The organism is Buttiauxella gaviniae, from assembly GCF_040786275.1.
Lineage (GTDB): Bacteria > Pseudomonadota > Gammaproteobacteria > Enterobacterales > Enterobacteriaceae > Buttiauxella > Buttiauxella gaviniae_A.
The window spans coordinates 3472210-3497433 of the sequence record NZ_JBFMVT010000002.1; the positions used below are offsets into that span (position 1 = coordinate 3472210).

Sequence of the window (25224 nt, forward strand, 5' to 3'; positions counted from 1 at the left end):
CCGGCACTGACAGAGAAAAACCACTCATCCCACCAATCCAACCGCTTAACGCCCAATATGACCACTCACTAAAACTCCCACCTATTGCTTCTCAAACCCATGCCAGCATAGCGCTGAATTTTTTCTCTTTGGCCTGGAGTGGGTTATGCAACACGCACTAACTTTTGTTATCGCGACTCTGTGTATTCTTGCTATTTGCTATCGCCTTTATGGGGTGTTCTTCGTCCGTAAAGTGCTGAATGCTGATGACTCAGAAATCACACCGTCACATATTCTTGAGGACGGCAAAGACTACGTCCCGACTAAAAAATGGGTGAACTTCGGCAGTCACTTTGCTGCAATCGCCGCCGCGGGCCCGCTGGTAGGGCCGGTTCTGGCTGCACAATACGGTTATCTGCCAAGTTTCTTATGGCTACTGATTGGTTGTGTTGTCGGCGGGGCGGTGCACGACACCGTGGTGCTGTTTGCCTCCATGAAACATCGCGGTAAGTCGCTCTCAGAAGTGGCAAAAGCGGAACTTGGCCCCGTTGCTGGCTGGTGTACCGGCCTTGCGATGCTGTTTATCATCACTATCACCATGGCAGGTTTGTCGATGGTGGTGGTTCACGCCCTGGAGCGTAACCCGTGGGGCACCTTCGCGGTGTTTATGACTATTCCGGTCGCGATTTGCGTTGGCCTGTGGGAGCGTTATACCGGAAGCATGCGCGGAGCGACCTGGGTCGGCATTATCGTGATTTTTGCCTGCGTCATCATCGGCCCGTACATTCAGGAATCTTCTTTCGGTGAATGGCTGAGCCTGCGCGCCTCAACGGTTAGCCTGGTGCTGCCATTCTATGCGTTCTTCGCAACCGCCCTGCCAGTCTGGATGCTGCTGACTCCGCGCGGTTACCTTTCCAGCTTTATGAAAATTGGCGTGTTCGGCGCGCTGGTGATTGGCGTGGTGTTCATCAACCCGGAAATCCAGTTCCCGGCGGTGACGCAGTTTATCCACGGTAATGGCCCGGTTCTCGCAGGCCCGGTTTGGCCGTTTATCTCCATCACGATTGCCTGTGGCGCGATTTCTGGCTTCCATGCGTTTATCGGTTCCGGCACCACGCCGAAGCAAATCGACAAATGGAACGATATTCTGCCGGTCGCGTTTGGCGCTATGCTGGCGGAATGTGTGGTGGGTGTGATGGCGCTGATTGCCGCCACCGCGCTGCATCCTGCTGACTATTTTGCCATTAACTCCTCGCCGGAAGTGTTTGCCGGCCTGGGGATGAACGTGGTGAATCTGCCGCAGCTCAGCGAGTCTATCGGCCTCGATCTTTATGGTCGTACCGGTGGAGCGGTGACGCTGGCGGTGGGTATGGCGGACATCTTCACCCGCATTCCATGGTTCAGCCATTTAGCCTCTTATTTCTTCCAGTTCGTGGTGATGTTTGAAGCGGTGTTTATTCTGACTGCGGTCGATTCCGGCACCCGTGTTGCGCGCTACCTGCTGCAAGATTTCCTGGGTGACATTTGGGCTCCGCTCAAACGTACTAACTGGATGCCGGGCGCGATTGGTTGCAGCATCGTGGCTTGCCTGCTGTGGGGCTATCTGCTGAACTCCGGCGACATCAATTCCGTGTGGGCGTTGTTTGGTGTTTCTAACCAGTTAATGGCATCCATCGGCCTGATGATTGGGGCAACCATCATCCTGCGTATGTCGGAAAAACGCTGGTATGTGCTGACTTGCCTGGTGCCGCTGTCCTATCTTTATATGACCGTGAACTATGCAGCTTACTGGATGGTGAAAAACGTCTACTTCAACAGCGCAGCGAAAGGCTTCAACATTTTCAACGGCACGATTTCGATTGTGATGGTCGCGCTGGGGCTGGTGATTATGGTGGCGTCGATTCAACGCTGGTTTGTACTGTGGCGTGCTCGCGGGAATAACGAGCCGATTGAATTGCTGTCGTAAATAAAGAATTAAAAATACCTAAAGCCGGTCTTCCATGACCGGTTTTTTATCACTGAATAGTGACAGAATTAGCATGATCCGCGCGGTATTGAATCTTCACGCGTTGACCATTCAGGGTGTACTCGGTGTAAGGGTAAACTTCTTTCCAGCCTGCGGCTTTCAGTTTGCTTTCAACCTGGCTGGTGGTCAGACCCATCAGATCTTTTTTCTCAAGTTTCTTCGCGGCCGTGGTGGTAGCGGTAGTGCTGCTAACCTGCTGCAAAGCGCCATTTTTGTGAGGTGCAGCCCATTCAGCAGACACTTCGCCGTCGGTGCGGGAGAAGCTCAGGGTGTAACCGGCGCCTTTCCATTCTGCAAAATCAGGATTGTTAATGGTGCGAGTGGCTTTTTTGCCGTTGATAGTCACCTGGTTGTTTTTCACGGCGACTTTCACGGGTGCGCCCGCGCCTTGCCAGTTGCCGTTTGACAGATCCAGCGCCATTGCTGCCGGGGATAACACTAAACCGCCCACCAGGGCTGCTGCGATTACGCTGATTTTGTTCATCATTAACTCTCTTGTTGAATAATTAACTTCACATTATTAACCGTAGGTGAATATGCGAAGTGGAATGTCTACGTGGCGAGATAATGCGGCTGACCCGTCCCCATGATGTTGACTTAAATCAATTCGCTGAATGAGATAAAGCTGAGTTATTCTTTGTGATTATGCATTTGTGAAGGGATTGTAGCGGGGTTATCTTGCGGCGCTTACGTATGAAAGGCCACTGACCGATTAACAGCCAGTGGCGCTTCGCTTTACTCCTCTGCCACCGCTTTATGCGGCTGTTCAAGGATCATGGTTTGTGTCTGGCTCAGGCTGATTCCCTCGGCGCGCAGCATTTTGAGGATCTCGTATAGTAGATCGCTGCGCGTTGCGCTCACCATGCGCGGGCTATTCACATAACCCGTCACGCTCAGCACAATGCCGGTTGGTCCAAGTTCTTTAAAACTTACCGACGGCTGTGGGGTTTCCAGAATGGACTCATGCAAGTTGTAGGCTTCCAGCAGCAAATTGCGCACCTGTTCCGGGTCGATATCCAACGGGAAAGTGAGCGCAATAGTCGCAACGCCTTGCGCATTGCCCATGGTGGCGTTACGCACGTTCTGCGAGATAAGCTGCGAATTCGGCACAATCACCGTGGATTTATCGCCTAACTGAATTTCGGTGGCACGCACATTAATGCGGCGAATATCACCTTCAACGCCGCTGATACTCACCAGATCGCCCACTTTGACCGGACGTTCGGTTAACAGAATCAGCCCGGAAATAAAGTTCTTCACAATTTCCTGTAGACCAAAACCGATGCCTACCGACAGGGCGCTGACGATCCACGCCAGTTTGTTCCACTCAATGCCGAGCATCGACAGCGTCAGCATGATGATCAGCACATAGCCGACGTTGGTGAACAGTGTGACCAGGGAGGCGCGCAGGCCACGATCCATCATGGTTTTTGGCAGGAAATCGTTATCCAGCCAACGGCGAGTCGAACGCAGAACATACCAGCCGACGGCCAGGCAGAGCACCGCATTCACGGCGTGTGCCGGAATAATGTTCATGCCTTCGAGGCCTTTTCCGCCCCATATTTCTGCGATTTTAGCCAGTAACTCTAATGGCGTGGTGGTTCCAAATGTGCCGTTAAGCAGGGCCACCGCCGCCATCAGTATTAACGAGGTTTTCCCTAACGCTGAAAAAAGCGTCGCCGCAAGCGACAGATGACGGTCGTTCAGGCTGAGCGAACTTTTGAGGATTTTCCCGCTCTGCGTTGACGGTGAAAACACGGCTTCACACAAATCCACCACGAAATGGATCAGCAGATACAGGCTACTCACCACCAGGCCAATCCACAGCAGCTCGAAGGTGACAAAACGCGCCAGCGGAATGTAGCCGATCAGTAAAGCCATCAGAATAACGAAGGCCGTGACGCTGATAACCAGATGAATCAGCCCGGCAACCGTCGAGCGGGCTTCGGTTTGTTCACCTTCAGCGCGCATTTTGCGCCGCATGCGATTGACGCGGATTGGGGCGATCAGGCAGTTGAGTGCGACCAGCAACGCGGAAAGACCGTTCCCAAATAACGTAGCGGCAATACTGGTGCCTACCAACGCATTCAACTGCTCGATAATCCCGAAAATAAAGATAAACGTTGCCAGCAGAATAGGGAACGAAGCCAGCGTTTTGGCAAGGGGATCGGCGATGCCCGGCAAGCGCCAGGAAGGGTGGCTGTTAGACAGCAGGGCGATACCCAGGCCCGCAATGACCGCCGAGAAGTAAGTCAGCTCGACTAACTGATCGGCAAATTCCAGCACTAATTGAGACGTGTCTGGCAATCGGGTGAATATATAGCACAGTAGCTGCATGCTGATTCCCAGCGTCAGCGTGGTGCTTAATGTGGTGAAACAGGCGAGGAAACTGCGACGAAAACGCCCCTGCGGCAACCAGCGTGGCAGGATCCAGTTCATCGGTTTATCCAGCCCGCGGCGGCCAAATAGCCCAATGCCTAAGGCTAATATCAGGTAAATGCCGGTGCCCAGGCGCCATTCGTCGCTCCAGGCCTGGCTCCACGCGTTGCTGACCTGAGAGCCAAAATCATCAAAACGCGTGGCGTCTTTATCACTGGGATCGATGAGCGGCGTCCAGAATTTTTCCCCCAAAATACTCCCGGTATTGAGCGCAATTTGGGTTTTCAGGGCGTCACGACGTAACCCAGAAATATGGGCCGACAGGGTTTGCGCCCCCAAAGCGATCGCTTTCGCCTGCTCAATTTGCGTGGTGAGAAGCGTTTTGCTGTTATTCAACTGCTTGCGTTGGCTGACCATCTGCGGGGTTTCAGTCAGCGTGCCGGGCTCTGGGGCAGGGCCGAGGACTTCAAGCTGGGCCTGAACCTGCGTGAGCTGCGGGGCAAGAGCTACCGCGAGCTTATCGGCATCGCCAATCAGCTTTTGTGCATCATCGGTCAGGCTGGTGAACTGTTTGTCCGCTTTTGCCGTTGAGGCTCGTTGTTTAAGCGCATCCAGCCGTTTTTGCAACGCGGGTAACTCCGTGTTGGCGTTGACTTTTACGGGTTGCTCGGTAGCTGGCTGCCCGGAGGGCTCGTCCGCGAACGTTTGGAAGGGCATTGTCATTAAACAAGACAACAATGCCAGCAGCAGCGGCAATCTTAATAATTTTTGCATAGTCAGGATCTATCCTGGAAATCAATAAAGTAAAGGCGTAAGAACAATCGGCTAAGAATACCTGTTATCTACGGTAAGGGTACCAGGTATTATCTGTTTAGATTTGTGTCCGCAGATTTTAACCCTTTCGCCGGGCAAGTTATAGCCTCGCTCTCATCGTTAACAAACTCGAAGCATGACGGAGAGAACATCCCAGCACTTTCTTAGGGCTTATTAAGACATTGCTTAGGCCAGATAAAGCCTTCGCATATATTATTCAATTCAGAAAATACTTAAATTGATTAAGTCGAAAACACGTGTTTTGACAAGACGATCTCTTAATCGTTATCGCAAAGGTAACTTAATATCTCTCCAGGGAGAGGAGAGGGGTAAGATCTGTTCAAGACTCAATTAATTTAGCCGGAATAATGAAGGATGCATTATTCGAAAGCATATTTAAATCCGGAAGGGATGTTTATGAAATTCAATAAAATGGCTTTATCTTTGGCTGCGGGAATTGCATTCGCCAGCGGCGCTGCACATGCCGACACAGTTACAGTCAATGGTGGCACTATTCATTTTAATGGTGAGCTCGTCAACGCAGCTTGCGCGGTAAGTACCCAATCTTCCGATCAGACGGTGAAACTCGGCCAATACCGTACCGCGGCGTTCGCTAAAGTAGGTGACACTTCAGCTCAGGTTCCCTTCACCATCGTTTTGAACGACTGTGATACCAGTGTCTCAACTATGGCTTCTGTCTCTTTCTCCGGCCAGACTGATGCAACTGACCCAACGCTGCTGTCGATTAACTCTGGCGGCAATAGCTCCACCGCAACGGGTGTCGGTATCGAGATCCTTGATAGCGCCTCTAAAGTACTGACCCCAGATGGCAGTACGTTCTCTACCAAGAAGACTCTCATTAACGGTACCAACACCCTGCCATTTACCGCGCGTTATAAATCGACAACAACGACTGCAACAGCAGGCCAGGCTAACGCTGACGCCACATTTGTCATGAAATACGAGTAATCGAAAGAGACAGGGACGACTCAAGCCTTACGGATGAGGCTGCCCCAATGAAATTCCTCTTTCTTATTGAATAGCGATCGGCAATTAATTATTCCCGAGCACCATCCGCTGACCTCGGAATAATAACGCTGATATTGGGACGTCTTTATATGCCCGTGAACGCTGGATATTCATAATGACAATAATGATGGTATCTCGTAATGAATAATTTATTTAAATCAGCAATGGCGATAATACTTTGCCTGCTGGTCACCTCTTTTAGTGCGCAAGCGAGTGGGGGAATTGGGTTGGGGGCGACGCGGGTTATTTATCCCGCTGACGCGAAACAAATCTCCCTCTCGATTAATAATAGCGACGTAGAGCAACGCTATCTGATTAACTCATGGATTGAGAATAATCTCGGTGTGAAAGATAAGCATTTTATCGTGACGCCGCCGCTGTTTGTCAGTGAAGGCAAAAGCGAAAACAAGCTGCGAATTATTTATGTCGGGCCGCCGTTGTCATCTGACCGCGAATCCCTTTTCTGGATGAACGTGAAAGCCATTCCGTCAGTCGACAAAGAGAGTCTCGACGGGGCTAACGTCCTGCAACTGGCGATCCTCTCGCGCATCAAGCTGTTTGTCCGTCCTAAAAACCTGGAAATGCAGCCGGAAGAGGCGGCTAAACAATTGCGCTTTAGCCGCAGCGGTGGCGCTCTGAACATTCACAACCCTTCTCCGTACTACGTGACGGCGGTCAATCTGAAAGTCGGCAGCGAAAAGCTGGCTAACACCATGATTGCGCCAAAGAGCGATGCGAAAGTAGCTGTTCCGGCCGGGGTGAGCGGGAAGGTCTCTTTCCAGACGGTGAATGATTATGGCGCGCTAACACCTGTGCAAGCAGGGGCGATGTTGTAACGCAGGCAAGCTGTAGAAAAAGGATACCTGGCAGATGATGAACAAGTCGGTCACCCCGCTTGCGGCGATGATTATGGCGGTACTTTGGCCTGGAACGAGCCTCGGAGCAGGCTACTTTAACCCCGGTTTCTTATCGGCAGATGACACCTCCGTTGCCGACCTGTCGCGTTTTGAAAAAGGCAGCCATCAGGCACCGGGCGTCTACCGCGTCGATATCTGGCGTAATAACGAATTTATTGACACCCAGGATATACGTTTTCTCGCAAGCGATAAGGCGACGGGAAAGGCGAAATCAGGCGGCCTTGTGCCGTGTCTGGACGTTGACTGGCTAAAACGCCTCGGCCTGAACACGGTTGCCTATCCCGCGCTTGCGAAATTTAAGCCCGGAGAATGTGTGCCGATGGCGGAGATGATTCCCGATTCAGAAACCACGCTGGATTTTGCCAATCTGCGTCTGGATATCAGCCTGCCGCAGGCCTCGCTGCTTAATATTGCCCGCGGCTATATCCCGCCTGAACTCTGGGATGAAGGCATTCCGGCCGCGTTGGTCAATTACAACTTTACCGGCAACCGTGGCAGTTACGACGATAACTATTATCTAAGCCTGTTAAGTGGCCTGAACTACGGCCCGTGGCGGCTGCGCAACAGCGGGGCATGGAACTACACCAGGGGCGATAGTTACCATTCCAGCACCTGGAAAAACATCAGTACCTACGCGCAAAGAACGATTATTCCGCTCAAAAGCGAACTGCTGATGGGCGACAGCAACACCGGCAGCGACGTGTTCGATAGCCTTGGTTTTCGCGGGGTGCGACTTTATTCGTCAGATAATATGTATCCGGATAGCCTGCAAGGCTACGCGCCAACGGTGCGTGGTATCGCCCGCACCAACGCTAAAATCACCATTCGTCAAAACGGCTTTGTGATTTACCAGAGTTATGTGTCGCCGGGGGCGTTTACGATTAACGATCTCAATCCGACCTCTTCAAGCGGCGATCTGGACGTTACGCTGGAAGAGAAAGACGGCACGCAGCAAAAATATACGGTGCCGTACTCTACCGTCCCGCTATTGCAGCGTGAAGGGCGGCTGAAATACGACCTGGTTGCCGGGGATTTCCGTAGCGGTAGCGACCAGCAAGAGACGCCATTCTTCGCACAAGGCACATTGATTGCGGGCTTACCGGACGGTTTCACCGCTTACGGCGGAACGCAGCTTGCGGATCGTTACACCGCGATTGCCCTTGGCGCAGGTAAAAACCTGGGTGAATGGGGCGCAATTTCGCTGGATGTCACCTCCGCGCGGAGCAAACTCGCCGATGAGAGTGAACACGAAGGCCAGTCGCTCCGTTTTCTGTACGCTAAATCACTCAGCGGCTACGGCACTAACGTCCAGTTGCTCGGCTACCGTTACTCAACGCGCGGTTTCTACACGCTCGATGAAGTGGCATACAAACAAACTGAAGGTTACGAGTACGCCCCAGACGACCCAGGAAATCGCAACCCTGAGCCGGTGATACAGAGCTATCACAACCTGAACAACAGCAAGCGGGGGCGTTTCCAAATTAACGTTTCTCAATCGCTTGGCGATTACGGTTCGCTCTACGTTTCAGGCAGCCAACAAACCTATTGGGACACAAGTGAGAACAACACCTGGTACCAGGCGGGCTATTCCAGCGGCTGGCACGGTATCAGCTACTCGCTATCGATGTCCTGGAGTAAATCGGTCGGTATCTCCGAGAGCGATCGCATCGTGGCATTTAACCTTTCGGTACCGTTTAGCACCTTACTGGGCCACGGATATTCACGTAACAGCGCTCTCGACCGCGCTTACTCCACGTTTGCCGCAAGTAGCAATTCCGATGGCGACAGTACGCTGCAAACCGGGATTGGCGGCACGCTACTTGACGACCGCAACCTCAGTTACAGCCTGACCCAAGGGCACAGCGACAGCAATGGTTACACCGGTAGCGCAAACGCAAGCTGGCAGGCGACCTACGGCACGTTGGGGCTGGGTTACAACTACGACCACGACCAACATGATTACACCTGGCAGGCGTCTGGCGGCGTGGTCGGGCATGCCGACGGCATCACATTTAGCCAACCGCTGGGAGATACCAACGTGCTCATCAAAGCGCCCGGTGCGAGTGGCGTTAATGTCGAAAACCAGAGGGGGGTGAAAACCGACTGGCGAGGTTACGCCGTTATGCCGTATGCCTCGGTTTATCGCTACAACCGCGTCGCGCTTGATACCAACACCATGAATGACCAGACCGACATCGACAACAACGTCAGCAGCGTGGTGCCGACCAACGGTGCGCTAGTGCGGGCAGAATTTAAGGCGCGAATCGGCGTGCGGGCCATTATCACCGTGACACATGGCGGACGAGCCGTGCCGTTTGGATCGGTGGTGCGCGAAGAAACCAGTGGGGCAACCAGCATGGCTGGGGACGACGGGGAAATTTATCTCAGCGGCCTTCCGTTACAGGGAAAACTTCTCGTTCAGTGGGGCAATGGCAAAGATTCACAATGCCTGGCGCCTTATCAATTACCGCCCCGCAGCCTGACTCAGGCTGTCGTGGTAGCGACCGCCACCTGTTCATAGAGTGGCAGCGCGTTTCAGGGATCTTTTTATGAAATTGATGACATCTTTAATCGGCATAGTGCTATTAAGCTGCGCATTACCGGTAGCAGCAACGGTGTGTAAAAACTCAAATGGCGTGCCTACAGAGGTCTTTTACGATCTGTCCGATGTGTTTACCAGCGCTAACAACAACGTCGGGCAAATCGTCACCCTTGCTCAAAAATCGGGATGGGTAGGCGTCAATGCAACCTGCCCGGCGGGAACCACCGGAAACTCGACGATGCGGAGTTATGTCAGTGCGCTGCCGGTGCAGGAAACCATTGGTGGCTATCAGTACATGCGAATTAATGATTATCTGGAAGGGGCCATGAGCATAACGGATAGCTTTGCCGGGCAGTTTTTCCCGCCGAAAAACTATATCCAGATGGGCCTGCATGAAAATGTCTCCAGACAGCAACCGTTCACGGTCGAGGATTCCCAGCTCATTTTCAAACTCAAAGTGATGCGGCGTTTTATCAACATGGTGCCCATTCCGAAACAGACGATGTTTACGGTTTATGTCACCACGCATAACACCGATCCCCTCACCACGCCGGTCTATACCATTAGCTACAGTGGCAAAATCGAAGTGCCGCAAAGTTGCGAAATTAACGCCGGGCAAATCGTCGAGTTTGATTTTGGCGATATCGGTGCCGCACTTTTTAGCCAGGCTGGGGCGGGGAATCGCCCCCAGGGCGTCACGCCACAAAGTAAAACGGTGGCTATCAAATGCACCAATGTGGCGGCCCAGGCTTACCTGACGCTGCGTCTGGAGGGGGAAAAAGTTTCCGGCAATATGATGGTTTCTGACAATAACGATCTGGGGTTCATTCTCTCCGATAGCAGCGGATTACCCCTCACGCCCAATAACTTGAGCAGTAAAATCCCTTTCCGTCTGGATGATGCCGCACAGGCGCAGGTCGGTATCCGAGCCTGGCCGGTGAGTGTCACCGGGAACAAACCCGCAGAGGGGCCGTTTGTTGCGCGAGGTTATTTGCGGGTGGACTATGACTAAATACTGCTCTAACAAAGCGCTGATGTTTCTGCTATTTGCGTGCATCGTCGTAAATCCGGCGCAGGCTGAGTCGCCCTTGGGTGAAATCAATATTGAACTGCGCGCAAACGTGGTGGATTTTAGCTGTTACGTCGAAACGGCGGATGAAAATAAAACTGTGCAGCTCGGCACATGGCCAACCAAACAACTGCGTACCTCGGGCAGCACCACACAAAGCATGCCATTCACGCTGAAACTCAATGGCTGCCCGCCAGGGTCAGCATCCATCACTTTTTCAGGAAAACAGGCCAGCGGTAACCCTGGGTTGCTGGCATTAAATAGCAGCAGCGGGGCAACCAATGTAGCCGTAGAGCTGCGAGACAAAGACCAAACGCGGTTGCCGCTCGAACAGGCAAGCAAGGATGTGGCTGTTGATGCGAACGGGAATGCATCATTAACCTTTTTTGCCAACTACATTGCCCTGGCGGATAACCCGCAGCCCGGGAAGGCGAATGCCGATGCTACGTTTATGATTAATTACTATTAAAGGGATCAGATTAATCTCACTGAAATATAAAGCCGGGGCATCAGTTCCCGGTTTTATATTTCAAATTGTGATCTTTACCTACAATAATTCTTTCACGCGGGCATAGTTGATGAGTTCCACGATGGAACTGACATGCAGTTTTGAAAATATATTGGACTTATGGGCGCTGATGGTCTTGTTGCTTAGCAAAAGGTGTTCGGCGATCTCTTTATTAGAAAGACCGTTAGCGAGATGCCGTAATACCGTTATTTCCCGATTAGACAATGGCGTGTCGTCCGTTGCACCTTTGCGCGAAGCCGGGTGGCTGATAAATTCTAGTGTTTCAGAAGGAAAGAATGAATATCCTGAAAGCAGCATTTCCACAGCTTTATAGATATCCTCCTGTTCCTTTTTTTTACTCACAAAGCCATTGGCACCGGCCTGAATGGCGCGGCCAGCGTAAAACCTTTCTGATTTAGAAGATAAAAAAAGTATTCGCGTATCTTCCTGTATGCTTTTGATTCTTTTGAGTAAAGTAAACCCATCGATGGTCGGTAATTCAATATCCAGAATCACTAAGTCGACGGTATGGGCGCGCAGGTAGTTAATGACTTCATGGCTATCGTCAGTTTTCAAAACAACATGAATATTTTTATTTTTCTGGAGCAGTACTTCGATAGACATTCTGACAATAGGGTGTTCGTCCATAATAATTACGGATGCAGGTTTCATATTTTTTCCTCATACTTCAAGAAACACATCGCATGACACAGTAAGAGAATGTGAATTGATAAAATAATTAGCTGGCTACTATTTTATCACCCATGACGATGCTCCCTTTAAATTAAAGTCGTCCTTTAAATGATCTGTTTTTTAATATTTGAAATATGCAACAGATTATTCATTTCATTAGGTAAGAGAATGTTTATTATTTGTTTAATGGAAGGTTTGATTATACAGCCATATTATTTCAGAGAAAGGCTAGTGATATCGCCAGCCTATAATTCTGCGATCAAATTCTGATTGAGTAGGTTAATTATTTGTTATTTGGATAATGCATCCATGTTAAGTTAAATCTTTGGACAGAAAGTTTTTTTTAAAGATAAAAAACAGTGGAAAGTCGTAAATGTGTATTATTTGTTACTTGTGGTTAGAACTAAATGCAACCATTATAATGGTAAAGTGGTGTGTCTGGTGGAAATGGCGTTTCCCAGGAATAATTGTAATTGTTAATAACATGATCTAATTTAACAAAAAACAAATATTGAAAATAAGTAGTTTCCTAATTTTCATTCGAAAGTCGGCCAGTTAGTGTCACTAATCTTTCTCAAAACTGCCCAGGGAAAATTTATTCAGCAGGTGTTTCAGCGATTTGTTGTTGTCCAGGCCAATTCGGGCATTCACTTTACCTATTGTATAAACGACCTGGTGGTAGGGTTTTCTTAAAGAGGCGGCAATAGTTTTCAGCGAGTCTCCTTTTGCTACATTCAACAGAATGTTCCATTCCCGGTTAGAAAATGGGGCAGAGGGTAAGGATTGTGCCGGATAAATTTGCTCTGAATGGTGCGGTTTACGCACCAGGAAATCACAAAGTTTGTTAACCTCTTGACGCCGATCGACAACCTGAAAGGAAGCTGCCGCTTTTATGAGGTTGACGGTTTGAACACATCTGGAAGCGGTGAGCAGGGTGATGTTGATGAATGGCCAGCTTTTTTGCCACCGCCGCGTGGCATCAAGTATCCGAATAATGGAATCGTTAACGCAATCAAGATCGATAAGCACTCTCGGTAAAGGGCTTTGTTTAAGCAAATTATCCACCTCATCAACCGTTGCACAAACCTGCGTATGTAGGTGCTTAAAAAGACTTTGGTTAAGCCCCATAGACAGATAGCGATCGCAGGTTAGCAGAACAATATCCAGTGGCTCATGTAGCTGCTTTGCCAGAATTTTCTGTTGCAAAGACTCAAGGCGGTCGAAGACAATCGGCACCGTTGCGCTAAGTGCGTCGGCTGCATCACCATTGCTGATGCGGCGATATCTTCTTTTACGTGCGGCAATATGCAAATGCTTACTCACCCGTTAGACAAATAAAAGAAGGGCTCGCTTTTACCAGGTTTTGAATCAAATTTGAATCAGTTGAGACATTCATATTTTCACTGAAAGTATCATTGAATACGGGAAATAGAAGTCCTGCAAAATCAAACTTAACACGAAGGTTAATATTCACAGTCTCGGCTTAGCCAGGAAGGAGGTATACTGACAGGGAATAACGATAGTGGGTATGAGTAATGACTTAATAAGGCATAAGCCAATTCTTAATAAATTTTTTTATTTCGGAAGGCTACTTATAAAAAACAGGTTGGTGCGAATTTGAATATAAAGACTAATTGTTTATACGCGTTTTGAAAATCACAGTGTGCTATCCCGGAGGGAAATATCAAAAAGCCTTTTTCCAGTAGTAAAAAAGAAAGGCGCTGATAAACAACGCCCCGGACATCAAAAAGATAATCACTCCCTCTGAGGGGGGGTCAGGTTACCGAAGGCGTAAAGTCTGGCATCGGGCTGACATTTTCGACTTGAAGGTATTCCCGGCATTGATTTCGGCCATTATTTTTTGCCTGGTAGAGCACCTGATCGGCATATTTAAACAACGTCTCGTATTTTTGCCCAGCAACTTTTTTCACAATACCTGCGCTGATTGTCAGCGGAAAAGGTTCATTATCAATAATGAGTGGCGTTCGGGCGATTTCCTTGACAATTAACTCGGCTAACTCTCGATTATATTTATCTGAAGCCGTTGAAAGTAGCAGGGCAAACTCCTCCCCACCCACGCGGGCAAAAAGTTGATTGTCAGGAATGATTTTTTCGACCCGTCGACAAAATTCGATCAGAACTTTGTCACCTTTCTGATGGCCCCATTCATCATTGATTCTTTTAAAGAAATCAATATCCATTAAAACCAGTGTACAAAAATGGTTATCTTTAAGGGATGAAATAGCGGCTTCAGCAGCTTTGGTAAAGGCGCGACGATTGAGAATTCCGGTCAAATCATCATGATCTGCGAGTTTGGACAACTTAGAAAAAAGTTTATCTCTCTCGGAAATCGCCACCGCAATGGTGAGCGCGCAAAGAGCCAATACGGTTACGATGGTTCTTACAACGGATAAGTAGATGTTTTCTGTAAAGGGCAGGTGCCTGTGTGACGCATGAATGATCCATATAAAGAAGAACGCGCCATTCAGACTGATGCCAAATGTAGTCAGAAATAAATTACCCGAGAGCGCGAGCCAGATTAAGGTCGGGATAATTAATATGGCGGCCATCAAAAAATAGACTTCACTTTTAATAAAAATGAAGGCGAAGAGTAATAGAGCAGAAGGCAAAAAATGTCGCAACGTACTTAAAAAATGGTCGTCTGACGATCTCGACGTTTTAGGGAACGTTAAAATGACAGGTAAAAAGACAATAAAATTAAGGGATTCGTTAAGATACCAAAAAACCGCGGTAGGCAAAAAAGGCTTACCAAAAATGGCTGATAACCCACCGGCTCCTAATAAAGCGCTTCCAATTAATGCAGGTTGGCAAAGTAAAAGCCACTGCGGAACACTGTATAATGTGCATAACCATTCATTCTCTTCAGACCGCGAGGCGAAACGATTTAAGCAATTATAGGCAAGCCAAATGGTGATGATATTCACCGATGTCATAATAACAATCTGATGGGCGTCTGTGCCCGCTAAATAATCGGGTATCAGCATTCCCAGGGTACAAACTAAAAAATGACGCCAGTTCACGTGCTGATAAAAGCGCAATAACAAACCAATTGAGATAGCGTTTGTCAGCCAGACAAGGGAAAATGGCCCATTAACTCTCTCTAATATACCGACAATTGTCGTCAGTATAGTGATGATAAGTAACGTTATCATTGGATAACGTTTATAAGAGGTCTGTGGAAGAGACAGTATCATAATAAGTCATTTTCTAATGGAACTATTAATGTTGTACAGTTATTAGTGAATGCAAATTTATTTACATTCAGGAATGACTGCACCCACAACTCTTGTCACGAAAAGAGAGTCATCATTTCCGTAGCAACTCAACAGGAACAGGTTTTCCCGTATGATAACCCTGGAGCCAGTCTACATTCATTGATATTAACATCTGTTTTATCTCTTCGCTTTCAACAAATTCGGCGACAACTTCCAGCTTTTTAAATTGCGCAGCTTCACAAAATGATTTAACAATAAAGTGGTCGAATTTTTCATTAACAACATTTCGAATGAAAGAGCCGTCAATTTTAAGTATATCAGCCTCTAAATTTTTCAGGCGTGAATAACTGGATGCGCCGGTTCCGAAGTCATCAATCGCAATCTTACAACCGAGATTGCGAAGCTCTCGCAGAACTTTAGAGGCATTAATATTATCAATAATATCTGATTCAATAATTTCAAAGATAATGCGCTCTGGGCTGATGCCATAATTTTTAAACAAAAAGTACAATCTCTTCTGAAAGTCAGTTTTGATCAGCGACTGCGGCGTCAGATTTATTGAAAAGCGGCTGTTATCCTGCGAGGGATCGAGCGATTGCATGAAACGAAATGCCTGCTCAATGACCGTCATATCAACTTCCGCCAGCAGCCCTGCTTCTTCGGCAAGCGGCAAGAAAGTATTCGGGAAGAAGATTTTATTATTTGAAGCTTTTATTCGAATGAGAATTTCATGGTATTGATCGTCACCTTTCGCGGATACGATAGGTTGAGCCACCAGCATGAAGGATTTCTCATCCAATGCTTTCTGCAAAAAATGGCGCACTTCACCTGGGCCCGCAGCATCATTATCTTGCTGCTGCATATTCAAAACCTGTGGTTTCCCCTGCTGAAGAGAGACAAAAGTGCTGGCGTAAAGCTGACCGACAATATATGACAAATTACTGATGCAATTTTCGTAAACCATATAGGCGATCCCAAAATTCAGGCCTAATTCCATTTCTTCCCATGAAAAACGGAACGAGGACATCGCTTTGTAATAAGGATCTATCAGTGTTTCATCGACCTGATTCAGACGTAATAAAATCCCATACCCTGGGCTGTAATAGATACTTTCATTCTCTTTCAGCAGGGGGGCTATGTAACCGGCAACCGCTTTAACAAACTCAAAACGAAAGGTAATGCCGTGGGTTTGTGTCAGAGAGTTTAATTCCGGGCACTGGATGCTGCACAATCCAGCGCGGGGGTTAAGAATAATATCGTCTTTCAAGGCGCGTAGATTGGGTAAACCGGTGTGAGGTTCAGACAAAGAGACTCTTTTAAGATGCCCGATGTACCTTACAATTCTGGTGGCTAATACACCCACAATAACAATGGTCAATGAGAAGATAAATATCATTGAAGAGATAAGGGCCAGGTGGTTTGTATAATGCTCAAAATGAAATGCGTTAGTCACTGAGATATAATTATCAATATAATTTCCCAGTAGGATGAGCATGAAAACCCATATCGGGTTAATTAAAGCATGACCGAGGCATATCGAACCCCACAGCATAATAGGTAAGAGCCATATTATGGTGTAGTCCGTAAATATCAAAATGTCTTTATTGGTGGACGCCAGGCAATAAATAATCCCGGCTAACAGCGCTATCCACGAAATTTGATAGATTGCGCGCGGGCCATAAACTATCAGGTCTTTAACCTGCCGCAAAAAGTTGAAAAACCAGGCCGGCTTGTAGAAGGCTCTCAGAATGAGGTAACAGAATGGCGTGCCGGTCAGGCATGAGGTGAGCATCCACTGAATATTCAGCAGGGTAGTGATGCTGAAAATATTGGCATCAGACGCAGTGATGAAATGAAATTTCAGCAGTAACCATTGGTGGAACAGGATGAAAAGGAAAGTATTAAAGCAGATAAGCCAGCAAATTCGTTGCAAACTCAGTTGGCTGCGGCCAAAGCTGACCGCCCCGTATTTACCCGTTGCACAAAAATAGAGTTTGCTGCTCACCAGGGCTGCGACGAGTTGAGCCGCAATACCCAGAAATTCATTCAGCGGGTGCGAATAAAAACTACAAACCGCAAACAAAGCAAGGGTAGGAAGGGCGCGCAGATTGTATAAGATTAGCAGGGCCGAAATCACCGGCAGCGTCAGGTCATACAGTCTGAGAGGGGTACCCGCAATATCAATACTGTTGCTAAGACGGCTTGCTAAGGCATACAAAATAAAAAATGATCCACAAAGAACAATGTGTTTTTTTAGACCATCAGAAAATCCCATTTTCCCCAGCGGAAATAGCCAAAACTGGCTTATAAAGGACTGTTGCCCTGAATTATGATTTTTTTTACTCGGTTTAAATGCTGAAATCTCTCGAGTAGCTGATTTTGAAAGCAAGCCCCTAAACTTCATTAAACTTTCTCATAATAACATTTTAACTTTTTATTCATTTTTTTTTGCAAGCATCAAGCGTTACAGGCGTATTAATTGGCGTGAAGTATATTGAGAATATCAGGGGTTCATTAAACACATTTTCAACTAAAGAGTAATCGCTGATTTCATCTTGAATTTATCTGCGAGTCAAATGGATTGCGCCATCTTGTTAAAATCATATGTTGTACTCATGCTGCAAATGTTAGTTGTTGTGGTGGAATGTTCTTATGGCTGTCTATTTAATTACAAACTAATTACTTGAGGCATTTATCTCATTACAATTGTCACTTTGCGAGAGGATATGATCCATCTCTTTCGAGAACGGTGTCTGCAAGTTCAGCTTTAAATAAGGCAGAGGGGTATTAAACCAGGTGTTATGAAGTTTGGCGAAGTCAGGCGAGCGCCGAATTTTACACAGGCTTTGATTGACCAGCGTCTTAAATTCATTGTCATCATGAGGGAGCAGGATGACAAAAAACTGCGGTTTCCCAACCCCTTTTTCGCTGACGGAAAATGATTTTTCATCGTTTCTTGCTTCGATGATCTCTTTTAGGGAAATGTCATTAATAAAGGCCGCAGATGCCGTCCCGTCTTGCATCAAATCAAAGGCCTTTTCCATGGTCGGCGTTGAAATGACTAGCATATTCAAACCCAACTCACGGTTTGCCTGATTCAGCGCAATGGAATCGACAGACCCGGCCGTGACCGTCACGGTATGTCCCGCTAATTGTTCAATGCGGGCGATCTTTTTATCTTTAAGCGTGGCAAATCTTGTGTAGGAGTAAGTATAGGGAGTGGAGTAATCAGCAATGCTCTTCCATTCAACGACATTCGCATTAACTGAGCAGATCATATCCACTTTTTGTTCACGTAGCAGCGCATCCCTCTCAGGCAGGTATTTATTATCAATGTAATTAACTTTTAAATCAGGGATGCTCAGGCGTTTACTCATGTCATTAATAATGACATTACATAAGTCGATAACATAACCAACAACTTTTCCGTTGGCTGTTTTATATGAAAAAGGTGGGGCGTCACGATAAGCGATATTTATTTGATGTGTCTTCGTGATGTTATCTATGGTTTTTGATTTTTGCGCTGTTGCCAGGGAGCTAAACAAACAACAAACAAAAAGAACACATGTCGTTAACGGGTTAAATATTTTTGTCATTCTGTTTTATCCATGCGTTATTTTGTTTTATATAGTTATGAAACTTGTTGAGTTTATGTGTTTTTAACGGCATTTAACAAAAGTAAATATTTTTAGCTAGTTATACACGTAAAGCTGACGGGTGCCAATTTATTATATCGGCTGAGGCTTTGTTTATGGCTATATAATATTCAGGAGGTGTTATTAGCTTCTGTTGGAAAGTAATTAAAAATGTTGTGATTATGTTTTTACTAATTGGTCAAAATAATAATCCTTTAAATATATCACCCCGGCAGATTAGGCGTTTAAACAGCAGTCAGCCATGAGAGGTTTACAGAACGCAAAGGGGGCTTTATTCTGGACGGCGATTAATCATCTTTATGATTTCTCGATGACTCGGGGTGCCCTTCTTTGTGAAGGCTGAGAAATACCCGTACCACCTGATCTGGATAATGCCAGCGTAGGGAAGTCAGATGCCTGCCAGGTCATCCCTTCTTCACGCCGGGCAGGAGCTTTTACGATGCAACCTGACCTGCTACCCGGCCATCGCGCCGCGACGGTTTTACACGATTTACGACACGCTTCCCCTCTGGTTCACTGCATGACCAACGATGTGGTGCAGACTTTTACCGCCAACGTTTTGCTTGCCATAGGTGCTGCACCTGCAATGGTGATCGAGCCCGAAGAGGCCGCGCAATTTGCCGCAGTTGCCGGTGCGCTTCTTATCAATATCGGTACGCTTACCGCCGAACGCAGCGATGCAATGCTGGTCGCCATTCACGCCGCAAATGAATCCTCCACACCCTGGGTGCTTGATCCGGTTGCCGTTGGCGGGCTGACATTTCGCACCCGCTTTGCCCTCGACGTGCTGACTCTCAAACCCGCTGCCATTCGCGGTAATGCCTCAGAAATCTTAGCTCTGGCGGGGGAACAATCCGGTGGTCGTGGCGTGGACAGTACAGACGATGCCTTTTCAGCATTACCCGCGGCACAAAGGCTCGCTCAGTATACCGGGGCGATTGTCGCCATCACGGGTGAGCGAGATTATGTGACCGATGGCAAAAACACATGGCATGTTGCAGGCGGCGGGGAATTGATGACGCGAGTCGTCGGCACAGGGTGTGCGCTTTCTGCAGTTGTGGCCGCCTGCTGCGCGTTGCCCGGCTCGCGTTTGGATAATGTGGCTGCGGCCTGCCAGTTTATGAAGCGTGCGGGGGAGCAGGCGATTACCGTAAGCCACGGGCCCGGCAGTTTTACCCCGGCGTTTTTGGATGCGCTCTACGCGCTTAATGCGGAGGCGCTGGCATGAAAGGTTTAAAACGCATTAACGCGCTGACCATCGCAGGAACTGACCCGAGCGGCGGCGCGGGTATTCAGGCGGATCTGAAAACTTTCTCAGCGCTAGGCGCGTACGGTACCAGCGTGATTACCGCCCTGGTCGCGCAGAACACGCGCGGCGTACAGTCGGTTTATCGTATCGAACCTGAGTTTGTTGCCGCTCAGCTTGATTCGGTGCTAAGCGATGTGCGTATCGATACCATCAAAATCGGCATGCTGGCGGAAACGGATATTGTGGAAGCGGTGGCTGAAAGGCTGGCGTTTTATCAGGCGCAAAACGTGGTGCTTGATACCGTGATGCTGGCAAAAAGCGGCGACCCGCTGCTGGCGCCTTCCGCCGTTGAAAGTTTGCGTCGTCGATTGTTGCCGCAGGTCGCGTTGATTACGCCAAATCTGCCCGAAGCCGCAGCCTTGCTGGCTACCTCGCACGCAAAAAACGAGCGTGAAATGAAAGAGCAGGGCGATGCACTGCTAGGGTTGGGCTGCAAAGCGGTGCTAATGAAAGGCGGGCATCTTGATGATAACGAAAGCCCGGACTGGCTATTCACCCGTAACGGGGCACAGCGTTTTACCGCTCCGCGCGTGCAAACCCGCCATACCCACGGCACAGGCTGTACATTGTCGGCGGCGTTAGCGGCTCTTCGCCCGCGTTATAGCGATTGGTCACAAACCATTGAGGTAGCGAAAGCATGGCTATCAAAAGCGTTGGAGCAGGCGGACTCACTGGAAGTCGGGCATGGGATCGGGCCGGTGCATCATTTTCACGCGTGGTGGTGAGTTAATGTCGGATGGCGCTTGCGCTTATCCGACCTACGATATCCTCATGGTTTTGACGCGGGAATACCATTGCAAGACCATTGGGTTATACTGCTTTTCACCTAATCTTCCTGAGCTTACATGACATGGAACTGGTTCACACTCAGCTAATAGAGCAGCTCACCCGGCGTTTTTCGCAGGCGGATAACATGCCGCTGTATCTGAAATTTGCGGAAACGGTAAAGTCGGCGGTACGCAGCGGTATTTTGCCCCAGGGTAATATTTTGCCCGGCGAGCGCGATCTCAGCCAGTTGACCGGCGTTTCGCGCATCACGGTGCGCAAAGCCATGCAAACGCTGGAAGATGAAGGGGTGGTGACGCGTTCCCGTGGCTATGGCACGCAGATCAACCACACGTTTGAATATTCGCTGAAAGAAGCGCGTGGCTTTTCCCAACAGGTGGTATTGCGGGGGAAAAAGCCGGATACGTTATGGGTGAATAAGCGCGTGGTGAAATGCTCCCCGGAAGTGGCAGAGCAGTTGGGTGTGAAGGAAGATAGCGACGTTTTCTTGCTCAAGCGCATTCGCTATGTGGACGAAGATGCGGTTTCGGTGGAAGAGTCCTACGTGCCTGCGGATCTTATCGCCGATGCTGACGACATCGGCGTTTCGCTGTATGACTACTTCCGCAGCCAGAATATTATCCCGCAGCGTACCCGCAGCCGCGTCAGTGCCAGAATGCCGGACAGCGAATTTCAGTCGCACATTAAACTGGAAACGCCGGTGCCGGTTCTGGTTATCAAACAGGTGGCGTTTGACCCGCAAAATCGACCTATCGAATACAGCATCAGTTACTGCCGCAGCGATTTATACGTCTTTATTTGCGAAGAGTAGCGCCTCAGTCAGTTGCTCAATGAGCGGCGCACAATCGCCGCCGCGATGGCTGACCACGTAAGACGCAACCGCATTGCCGAGACAAACCGCATCACCCAGGCTCCAGCCAGCGGCGAGTCCCGCCAGTGTGCCACCGGCATGGCTGTCTCCGGCCCCAATCGTATCGACCACCTGCGCCGGGAACGGCGCTGCCAGCGCGATGTCTTCCGCTGAGGCAAACCACGCACCTTGCTTGTCGAGGCGCACAATCAGTGGCGAAGCGTAGCGCTCAAGCCACGCCCGGCAAATGCCTTCGATATCATCCCCAGCCACGTTCAACCCCTCTGCGGCAATGGCGGCTTCCTGGCGATTGAGCGACACCAGCGGTTTGCAGGCCATAATTCTTGCCAACAACGGCGCGGGAATATCGGCGATGCGCGGGCCGAAATCGATAAACGCCGTCACCTCTTTCAGCGATTCCAGCCAGCTCACCAGTAATTCTGCGCATGGGCCTGCGAGCTGATAACCGGAAAGCGAAAGCAGAGTACCTGGCGCAAGCTGTAACTGATCCAGCCACGTCTGGTTCCACTGATGTTCGACGCCGCGAAACGACATAAACGTTCTTTCACCGTCAGGCTCAACCAGCGCCAGGCACCAGCCGTTATCCCCGCTATTGGTGTGAATTTCGCTGCGGATGCCCTGTTTTTCAAGACTGGCGCGGATGATGTCGGCCCACGTTCCCTGGCCAATCGGCAGCGCATTTTTTGCCGCAATGCCGAGCCGGGAAAGGGTGAGCGCAATATTCAGGGCGCAGCCGCCGATGTTTACGCTTTGCTGTTGCAGTTCGATATCACACCCGCGCCACGGCAGGGCGTAGGCGTCGGCAATCACATCAATCACCGCCGAACCCAGGACGCAAACCGGGCGTTTTGCTGCGAGTGTCGGGAGCCGGGCGTGAAGATCACTGGCTTTCATTGCGTGCCTCCCGCTGTTTACGATAGGCCGTAAAGATGCGGCTGTAGCGGGTAAAGTCGAACTGATTAACCTCATCAAGCTGCTGTTTTAGCGATGCATCGATACTTCCCACGCCGTGGATCGCGCCGCAAATCGCCGTCGCCATCGCGCCAATGGTATCGGTATCGCCGCCCAAATTTGCGCACAATATCGCACAGCGATTGGGGTTGGTTTGCGCCAGCTCCACCATCGCAATCGCCGCCGCAACGGACTCAATGGTGCTGGTGCCGGTGCCAATCAACTGATAAATCTGCTCCATGCCGGACTCGGTGCCGCGCGCGGTTCGGGCAACGTTTAACGCCAGTTCGATACGTGCGCCGAGTGAGGCATTAAAGGTCGTGACGCGTTTTTCCTGGGCATGGCGCGCAACTGACGGCAGCTCGTCACAAATACTCTCCCAGCTTACCCCTTCTATGGCCTTCGAAATCGCCCAGGCGATAACCACCGCACCCGCAATCGCGAGATCGGATTTATGCGTCGGGCTTGATGCGAGCGCCACTTCATCCACAAACGCATCAAGATTATGCGTCGGCAGCAGGCAACCGAGCGGGGAGGCACGCATCGCCGCGCCGTTGGTGACGCCGTTGTTTTCAAGCTCGCTCACCGGCGTGCCCTGTTTAATCGCCTTGAGGGCAATTTTGGATGTCGGGCCGAGCACGTTTTTGTTAAACGCATCGAACCCTTCTGCCCAATGCAAAATATGGCGGCCAATAGCGTCCGGGTTAATTGCGCCTTCATGTTCGATAATCGCGTCGGCCAGCGCCAGCGCCATGGAGGTGTCGTCGGTAAACTGCGCGCGGTCGAAATAACAGGCGGCGTTGTTTTCGGCAGGCCCCGGCAGGAAACGATCGATCCAGCCGAAGTGCGCTTTTACTCGTGAGCGCGGCCAAAGTTCAGACGGCATGCCCATCGCATCGCCTAACGCCTGGCCGTAAAAGGCCCCGAGAATACGATTTTCCATGATTATGCTTCCTTTAACTCTTTTTCAGTTCGGTTGCCAGCAACCGCAATGGTGGTGATCTCTTTGTCCGATTCGCGGAAGAACACCATAAACAGCACGGTGATCACCGCGATCATTACCGCACCAAAACCCCACATTCCCGCCCAGTTGAAGGTCTGGCCGTTTACCGGCGTTGGGTAAGCGAACATTTTTTCCATTAACCCTGCGCCGATGCGGTAGCCAAGCAGGCTACCAAAGCCCTGGCAGCAAAGCGTGATCAGCCCCTGAGCGGCGGTGCGCATATGTACCGGTGCTTTTTTATCAACGTAGATATAAGCGGTGACGTAATAGAAGTCGTAGCTTACGCCGTGCAACAAAATGCCGAGGAACAGCAGGCCGTAAGTAAAGATGTGGTCGGCACCGCCGTAGACGAAGAAGCCATAACGAATAGCTGCGGTAATAAGACCAAGCAGTAAGACCTTTTTAATGCCAAAGCGTTTAAGGAAGAATGGCAGCGCCAGCATAAAGAAGATTTCGGAGAACTGGCCGAGCGTCATCCATCCGGTTGCGTTATGCATCCCAACTTCGGTCAGATAACCGTTGGCGAAGATGTAATAGAACGCAAGCGGCATGGCAAACAGGAAAGAGCAGAAGAAAAAGACCAGGAAGTTTTTGTCTTTCAGTAACACGATAGCGTCCAGGCCAAGCATTACTTTCAGGCTCATTTTGCCGGTGCTTTTCGGCGGCGTATGCGGCAATACCAGAGCAAAAACCCCCAGTAATGCGGAACTTGCGGCGGTTATTAGCAGCGGCACGTTGGTGGGTGAAATATCGCTATAGCCGAGCATTTGCGGCAGGAATCCGCACACCAGGCCTGATGCAATCCAGCCGATAGTGCCCATCACGCGAATCCGTGGGAAGTCGCGCTCCACATCTTCAACATGGGAAAAAGCGATGCTGTTGGTGAGCGCAATGGTGGGCATGTAAGTCAGGGAATAAGCCAGTAGCAGCGGGAAGAAATAGATGAACTCGGTCTGCTGGGCGGCCAGATACATCAGCCCTGCGCCGACAAACATCAACAGCGCCAGCATCTTTTGAGCGGCAAAGAAGCGGTCGGTTAGCGAGCCGACCAGAATCGGCGACAAAATTGCCGCGATGGCGGTACAGGCGTAAGACCAGCCGATTTCCGTGGCGCTAAATCCGCTTTTACTCAAGAACAGCCAAAGAGGGACGAACCACGCTCCCCAGATAAACCATTCAATAAACATCATGAATGAAAGGCTAAGTGTTGTACGTTTCATACGTTGAACCTTCATGCTTGTGTTGGGTACACCTTGACCATACCAATTAATAATACCTTTTAAATACCTTTGGGTTGCTTTTTTGATCGCTGTTGCAAAAATAACCCGCTGGCCGCTCCGCTTTACATCACGGTTTAGGCCGAAAGTGCTCCTGTAAGTGGCGAATACATGGCACCAGTACCAGGCTTACTGCTTGCCCATTGTTTCCATGGAATCAATGGCTCAGGAATCTTCATC

The 25224-nt window shown here is 49.5% G+C and carries 19 protein-coding genes and 1 riboswitch; of the genes, 9 read left to right on the plus strand and 10 right to left on the minus strand.

What is annotated here, in order from left to right:
- Nucleotides 1–145 precede the first annotated feature (145 nt).
- Nucleotides 146–1945, plus strand: coding sequence for a carbon starvation CstA family protein (locus AB1E22_RS16630; protein ID WP_367596336.1), 1800 nt, complete (start codon nt 146–148; stop codon nt 1943–1945).
- A gap of 49 nt (nt 1946–1994) precedes the next feature.
- On the opposite strand, the gene AB1E22_RS16635 is transcribed toward AB1E22_RS16630, so the two are convergent.
- Nucleotides 1995–2492, minus strand: a complete 498-nt coding sequence (locus AB1E22_RS16635; RefSeq protein ID WP_367596337.1) for a hypothetical protein — start codon at nt 2490–2492, stop codon at nt 1995–1997.
- Nucleotides 2493–2740: 248 nt separating this feature from the next.
- Entirely contained in the window at nt 2741–5158 is a 2418-nt protein-coding gene (locus tag AB1E22_RS16640) for a DUF3772 domain-containing protein (RefSeq protein WP_367596338.1), read from the minus strand.
- A gap of 456 nt (nt 5159–5614) precedes the next feature.
- Here AB1E22_RS16640 and fimA point away from each other — a divergent pair, with 456 nt between their 5' ends.
- From fimA to sfmF, 5 genes are all read left to right on the plus strand, one after another.
- Entirely contained in the window at nt 5615–6166 is a 552-nt protein-coding gene (gene fimA / locus AB1E22_RS16645; RefSeq protein WP_367596339.1) for a type 1 fimbrial major subunit FimA, read from the plus strand.
- Nucleotides 6167–6366: 200 nt separating this feature from the next.
- Entirely contained in the window at nt 6367–7062 is a 696-nt protein-coding gene (fimC, locus tag AB1E22_RS16650; RefSeq protein ID WP_367596341.1) for a type 1 fimbria chaperone FimC, read from the plus strand.
- A gap of 37 nt (nt 7063–7099) precedes the next feature.
- Nucleotides 7100–9664 (plus strand): fimbrial biogenesis usher protein, encoded by a 2565-nt coding sequence (locus tag AB1E22_RS16655; protein WP_437178420.1) that lies wholly within the window; start codon nt 7100–7102, stop codon nt 9662–9664.
- 28 nt (nt 9665–9692) lie between these two features.
- Complete coding sequence (fimH, locus tag AB1E22_RS16660) at nt 9693–10697, plus strand: type 1 fimbria D-mannose specific adhesin FimH (protein ID WP_367596344.1); 1005 nt, start codon at nt 9693–9695, stop codon at nt 10695–10697.
- Between the two features lie 22 nt (nt 10698–10719).
- A complete protein-coding gene (gene sfmF / locus AB1E22_RS16665) occupies nt 10720–11223 on the plus strand; it encodes a fimbria assembly protein (RefSeq protein WP_367597389.1) in 504 nt (167 codons plus the stop codon).
- 78 nt (nt 11224–11301) lie between these two features.
- Here the strand turns inward: sfmF and fimZ are convergent, their stop codons facing one another.
- From fimZ to AB1E22_RS16690, 5 genes are all read right to left on the minus strand, one after another.
- Nucleotides 11302–11934, minus strand: coding sequence for a fimbria biosynthesis transcriptional regulator FimZ (gene fimZ, locus AB1E22_RS16670; protein WP_367596345.1), 633 nt, complete (start codon nt 11932–11934; stop codon nt 11302–11304).
- A 585-nt stretch (nt 11935–12519) separates the two neighbouring features.
- Nucleotides 12520–13278, minus strand: coding sequence for a hypothetical protein (locus AB1E22_RS16675; RefSeq protein WP_367596346.1), 759 nt, complete (start codon nt 13276–13278; stop codon nt 12520–12522).
- Nucleotides 13279–13730: 452 nt separating this feature from the next.
- A complete protein-coding gene (locus AB1E22_RS16680; protein ID WP_367596347.1) occupies nt 13731–15128 on the minus strand; it encodes a GGDEF domain-containing protein in 1398 nt (465 codons plus the stop codon).
- Nucleotides 15129–15282: 154 nt separating this feature from the next.
- Complete coding sequence (locus tag AB1E22_RS16685; protein WP_367596348.1) at nt 15283–17466, minus strand: sensor domain-containing phosphodiesterase; 2184 nt, start codon at nt 17464–17466, stop codon at nt 15283–15285.
- 400 nt (nt 17467–17866) lie between these two features.
- Nucleotides 17867–18787: a transporter substrate-binding domain-containing protein gene (locus AB1E22_RS16690; RefSeq protein WP_367596349.1), complete on the minus strand. Its 921-nt coding sequence runs from the start codon at nt 18785–18787 to the stop codon at nt 17867–17869.
- A gap of 366 nt (nt 18788–19153) precedes the next feature.
- Nucleotides 19154–19250: riboswitch (TPP riboswitch) on the plus strand.
- A 36-nt stretch (nt 19251–19286) separates the two neighbouring features.
- Between AB1E22_RS16690 and thiM the strand changes: the two genes are divergently transcribed.
- The 3 genes from thiM to AB1E22_RS16705 all read left to right on the plus strand — a co-directional run bounded on the left by thiM (nt 19287) and on the right by AB1E22_RS16705 (nt 21753).
- Nucleotides 19287–20075, plus strand: coding sequence for a hydroxyethylthiazole kinase (thiM, locus tag AB1E22_RS16695; RefSeq protein ID WP_367596350.1), 789 nt, complete (start codon nt 19287–19289; stop codon nt 20073–20075).
- Nucleotides 20072–20881, plus strand: coding sequence for a bifunctional hydroxymethylpyrimidine kinase/phosphomethylpyrimidine kinase (gene thiD, locus AB1E22_RS16700; RefSeq protein WP_367596351.1), 810 nt, complete (start codon nt 20072–20074; stop codon nt 20879–20881). Before thiM ends, thiD begins: the two co-directional genes overlap by 4 nt.
- A 125-nt stretch (nt 20882–21006) precedes the next feature.
- Complete coding sequence (locus AB1E22_RS16705) at nt 21007–21753, plus strand: GntR family transcriptional regulator (RefSeq protein ID WP_367596352.1); 747 nt, start codon at nt 21007–21009, stop codon at nt 21751–21753.
- Here AB1E22_RS16705 and AB1E22_RS16710 read toward each other — a convergent pair.
- Genes AB1E22_RS16710 through AB1E22_RS16720 form a run of 3 tightly spaced genes read right to left on the minus strand, consistent with a single transcriptional unit; the run spans nt 21727 to nt 24987 of the window.
- On the minus strand, nt 21727–22707 hold the full coding sequence (locus AB1E22_RS16710) for a PfkB family carbohydrate kinase (protein ID WP_367596353.1): 981 nt from the start codon (nt 22705–22707) through the stop codon (nt 21727–21729). The two genes, AB1E22_RS16705 and AB1E22_RS16710, sit on opposite strands and share 27 nt — an antisense overlap.
- Nucleotides 22694–23710, minus strand: a complete 1017-nt coding sequence (locus AB1E22_RS16715) for an ADP-ribosylglycohydrolase family protein (RefSeq protein WP_367597390.1) — start codon at nt 23708–23710, stop codon at nt 22694–22696. The genes AB1E22_RS16710 and AB1E22_RS16715 overlap by 14 nt, the downstream gene beginning before the upstream one ends.
- Nucleotides 23710–24987: a nucleoside permease gene (locus AB1E22_RS16720; RefSeq protein WP_367596354.1), complete on the minus strand. Its 1278-nt coding sequence runs from the start codon at nt 24985–24987 to the stop codon at nt 23710–23712. Before AB1E22_RS16720 ends, AB1E22_RS16715 begins: the two co-directional genes overlap by 1 nt.
- Nucleotides 24988–25224 lie beyond the last annotated feature (237 nt).

What these genes read in the sequence shown, in the direction of transcription:
- AB1E22_RS16720 (WP_367596354.1), bottom strand. Translation starts at nt 24,987, where the DNA reads ATGAAACGTACAACACTTAGCCTTTCATTCATGATGTTTATTGAATGG.
- thiM (WP_367596350.1), top strand. Translation starts at nt 19,287, where the DNA reads ATGCAACCTGACCTGCTACCCGGCCATCGCGCCGCGACGGTTTTACAC.
- AB1E22_RS16710 (WP_367596353.1), bottom strand. Translation starts at nt 22,707, where the DNA reads ATGAAAGCCAGTGATCTTCACGCCCGGCTCCCGACACTCGCAGCAAAA.
- fimH (WP_367596344.1), top strand. Translation starts at nt 9,693, where the DNA reads ATGAAATTGATGACATCTTTAATCGGCATAGTGCTATTAAGCTGCGCA.
- thiD (WP_367596351.1), top strand. Translation starts at nt 20,072, where the DNA reads ATGAAAGGTTTAAAACGCATTAACGCGCTGACCATCGCAGGAACTGAC.
- AB1E22_RS16685 (WP_367596348.1), bottom strand. Translation starts at nt 17,466, where the DNA reads ATGGGATTTTCTGATGGTCTAAAAAAACACATTGTTCTTTGTGGATCA.
- sfmF (WP_367597389.1), top strand. Translation starts at nt 10,720, where the DNA reads ATGTTTCTGCTATTTGCGTGCATCGTCGTAAATCCGGCGCAGGCTGAG.
- fimC (WP_367596341.1), top strand. Translation starts at nt 6,367, where the DNA reads ATGAATAATTTATTTAAATCAGCAATGGCGATAATACTTTGCCTGCTG.
- AB1E22_RS16680 (WP_367596347.1), bottom strand. Translation starts at nt 15,128, where the DNA reads ATGATAACGTTACTTATCATCACTATACTGACGACAATTGTCGGTATA.
- AB1E22_RS16705 (WP_367596352.1), top strand. Translation starts at nt 21,007, where the DNA reads ATGGAACTGGTTCACACTCAGCTAATAGAGCAGCTCACCCGGCGTTTT.
- AB1E22_RS16640 (WP_367596338.1), bottom strand. Translation starts at nt 5,158, where the DNA reads ATGCAAAAATTATTAAGATTGCCGCTGCTGCTGGCATTGTTGTCTTGT.
- AB1E22_RS16635 (WP_367596337.1), bottom strand. Translation starts at nt 2,492, where the DNA reads ATGATGAACAAAATCAGCGTAATCGCAGCAGCCCTGGTGGGCGGTTTA.
- AB1E22_RS16630 (WP_367596336.1), top strand. Translation starts at nt 146, where the DNA reads ATGCAACACGCACTAACTTTTGTTATCGCGACTCTGTGTATTCTTGCT.
- AB1E22_RS16655 (WP_437178420.1), top strand. Translation starts at nt 7,100, where the DNA reads ATGAACAAGTCGGTCACCCCGCTTGCGGCGATGATTATGGCGGTACTT.
- AB1E22_RS16690 (WP_367596349.1), bottom strand. Translation starts at nt 18,787, where the DNA reads ATGACAAAAATATTTAACCCGTTAACGACATGTGTTCTTTTTGTTTGT.
- fimZ (WP_367596345.1), bottom strand. Translation starts at nt 11,934, where the DNA reads ATGAAACCTGCATCCGTAATTATTATGGACGAACACCCTATTGTCAGA.
- fimA (WP_367596339.1), top strand. Translation starts at nt 5,615, where the DNA reads ATGAAATTCAATAAAATGGCTTTATCTTTGGCTGCGGGAATTGCATTC.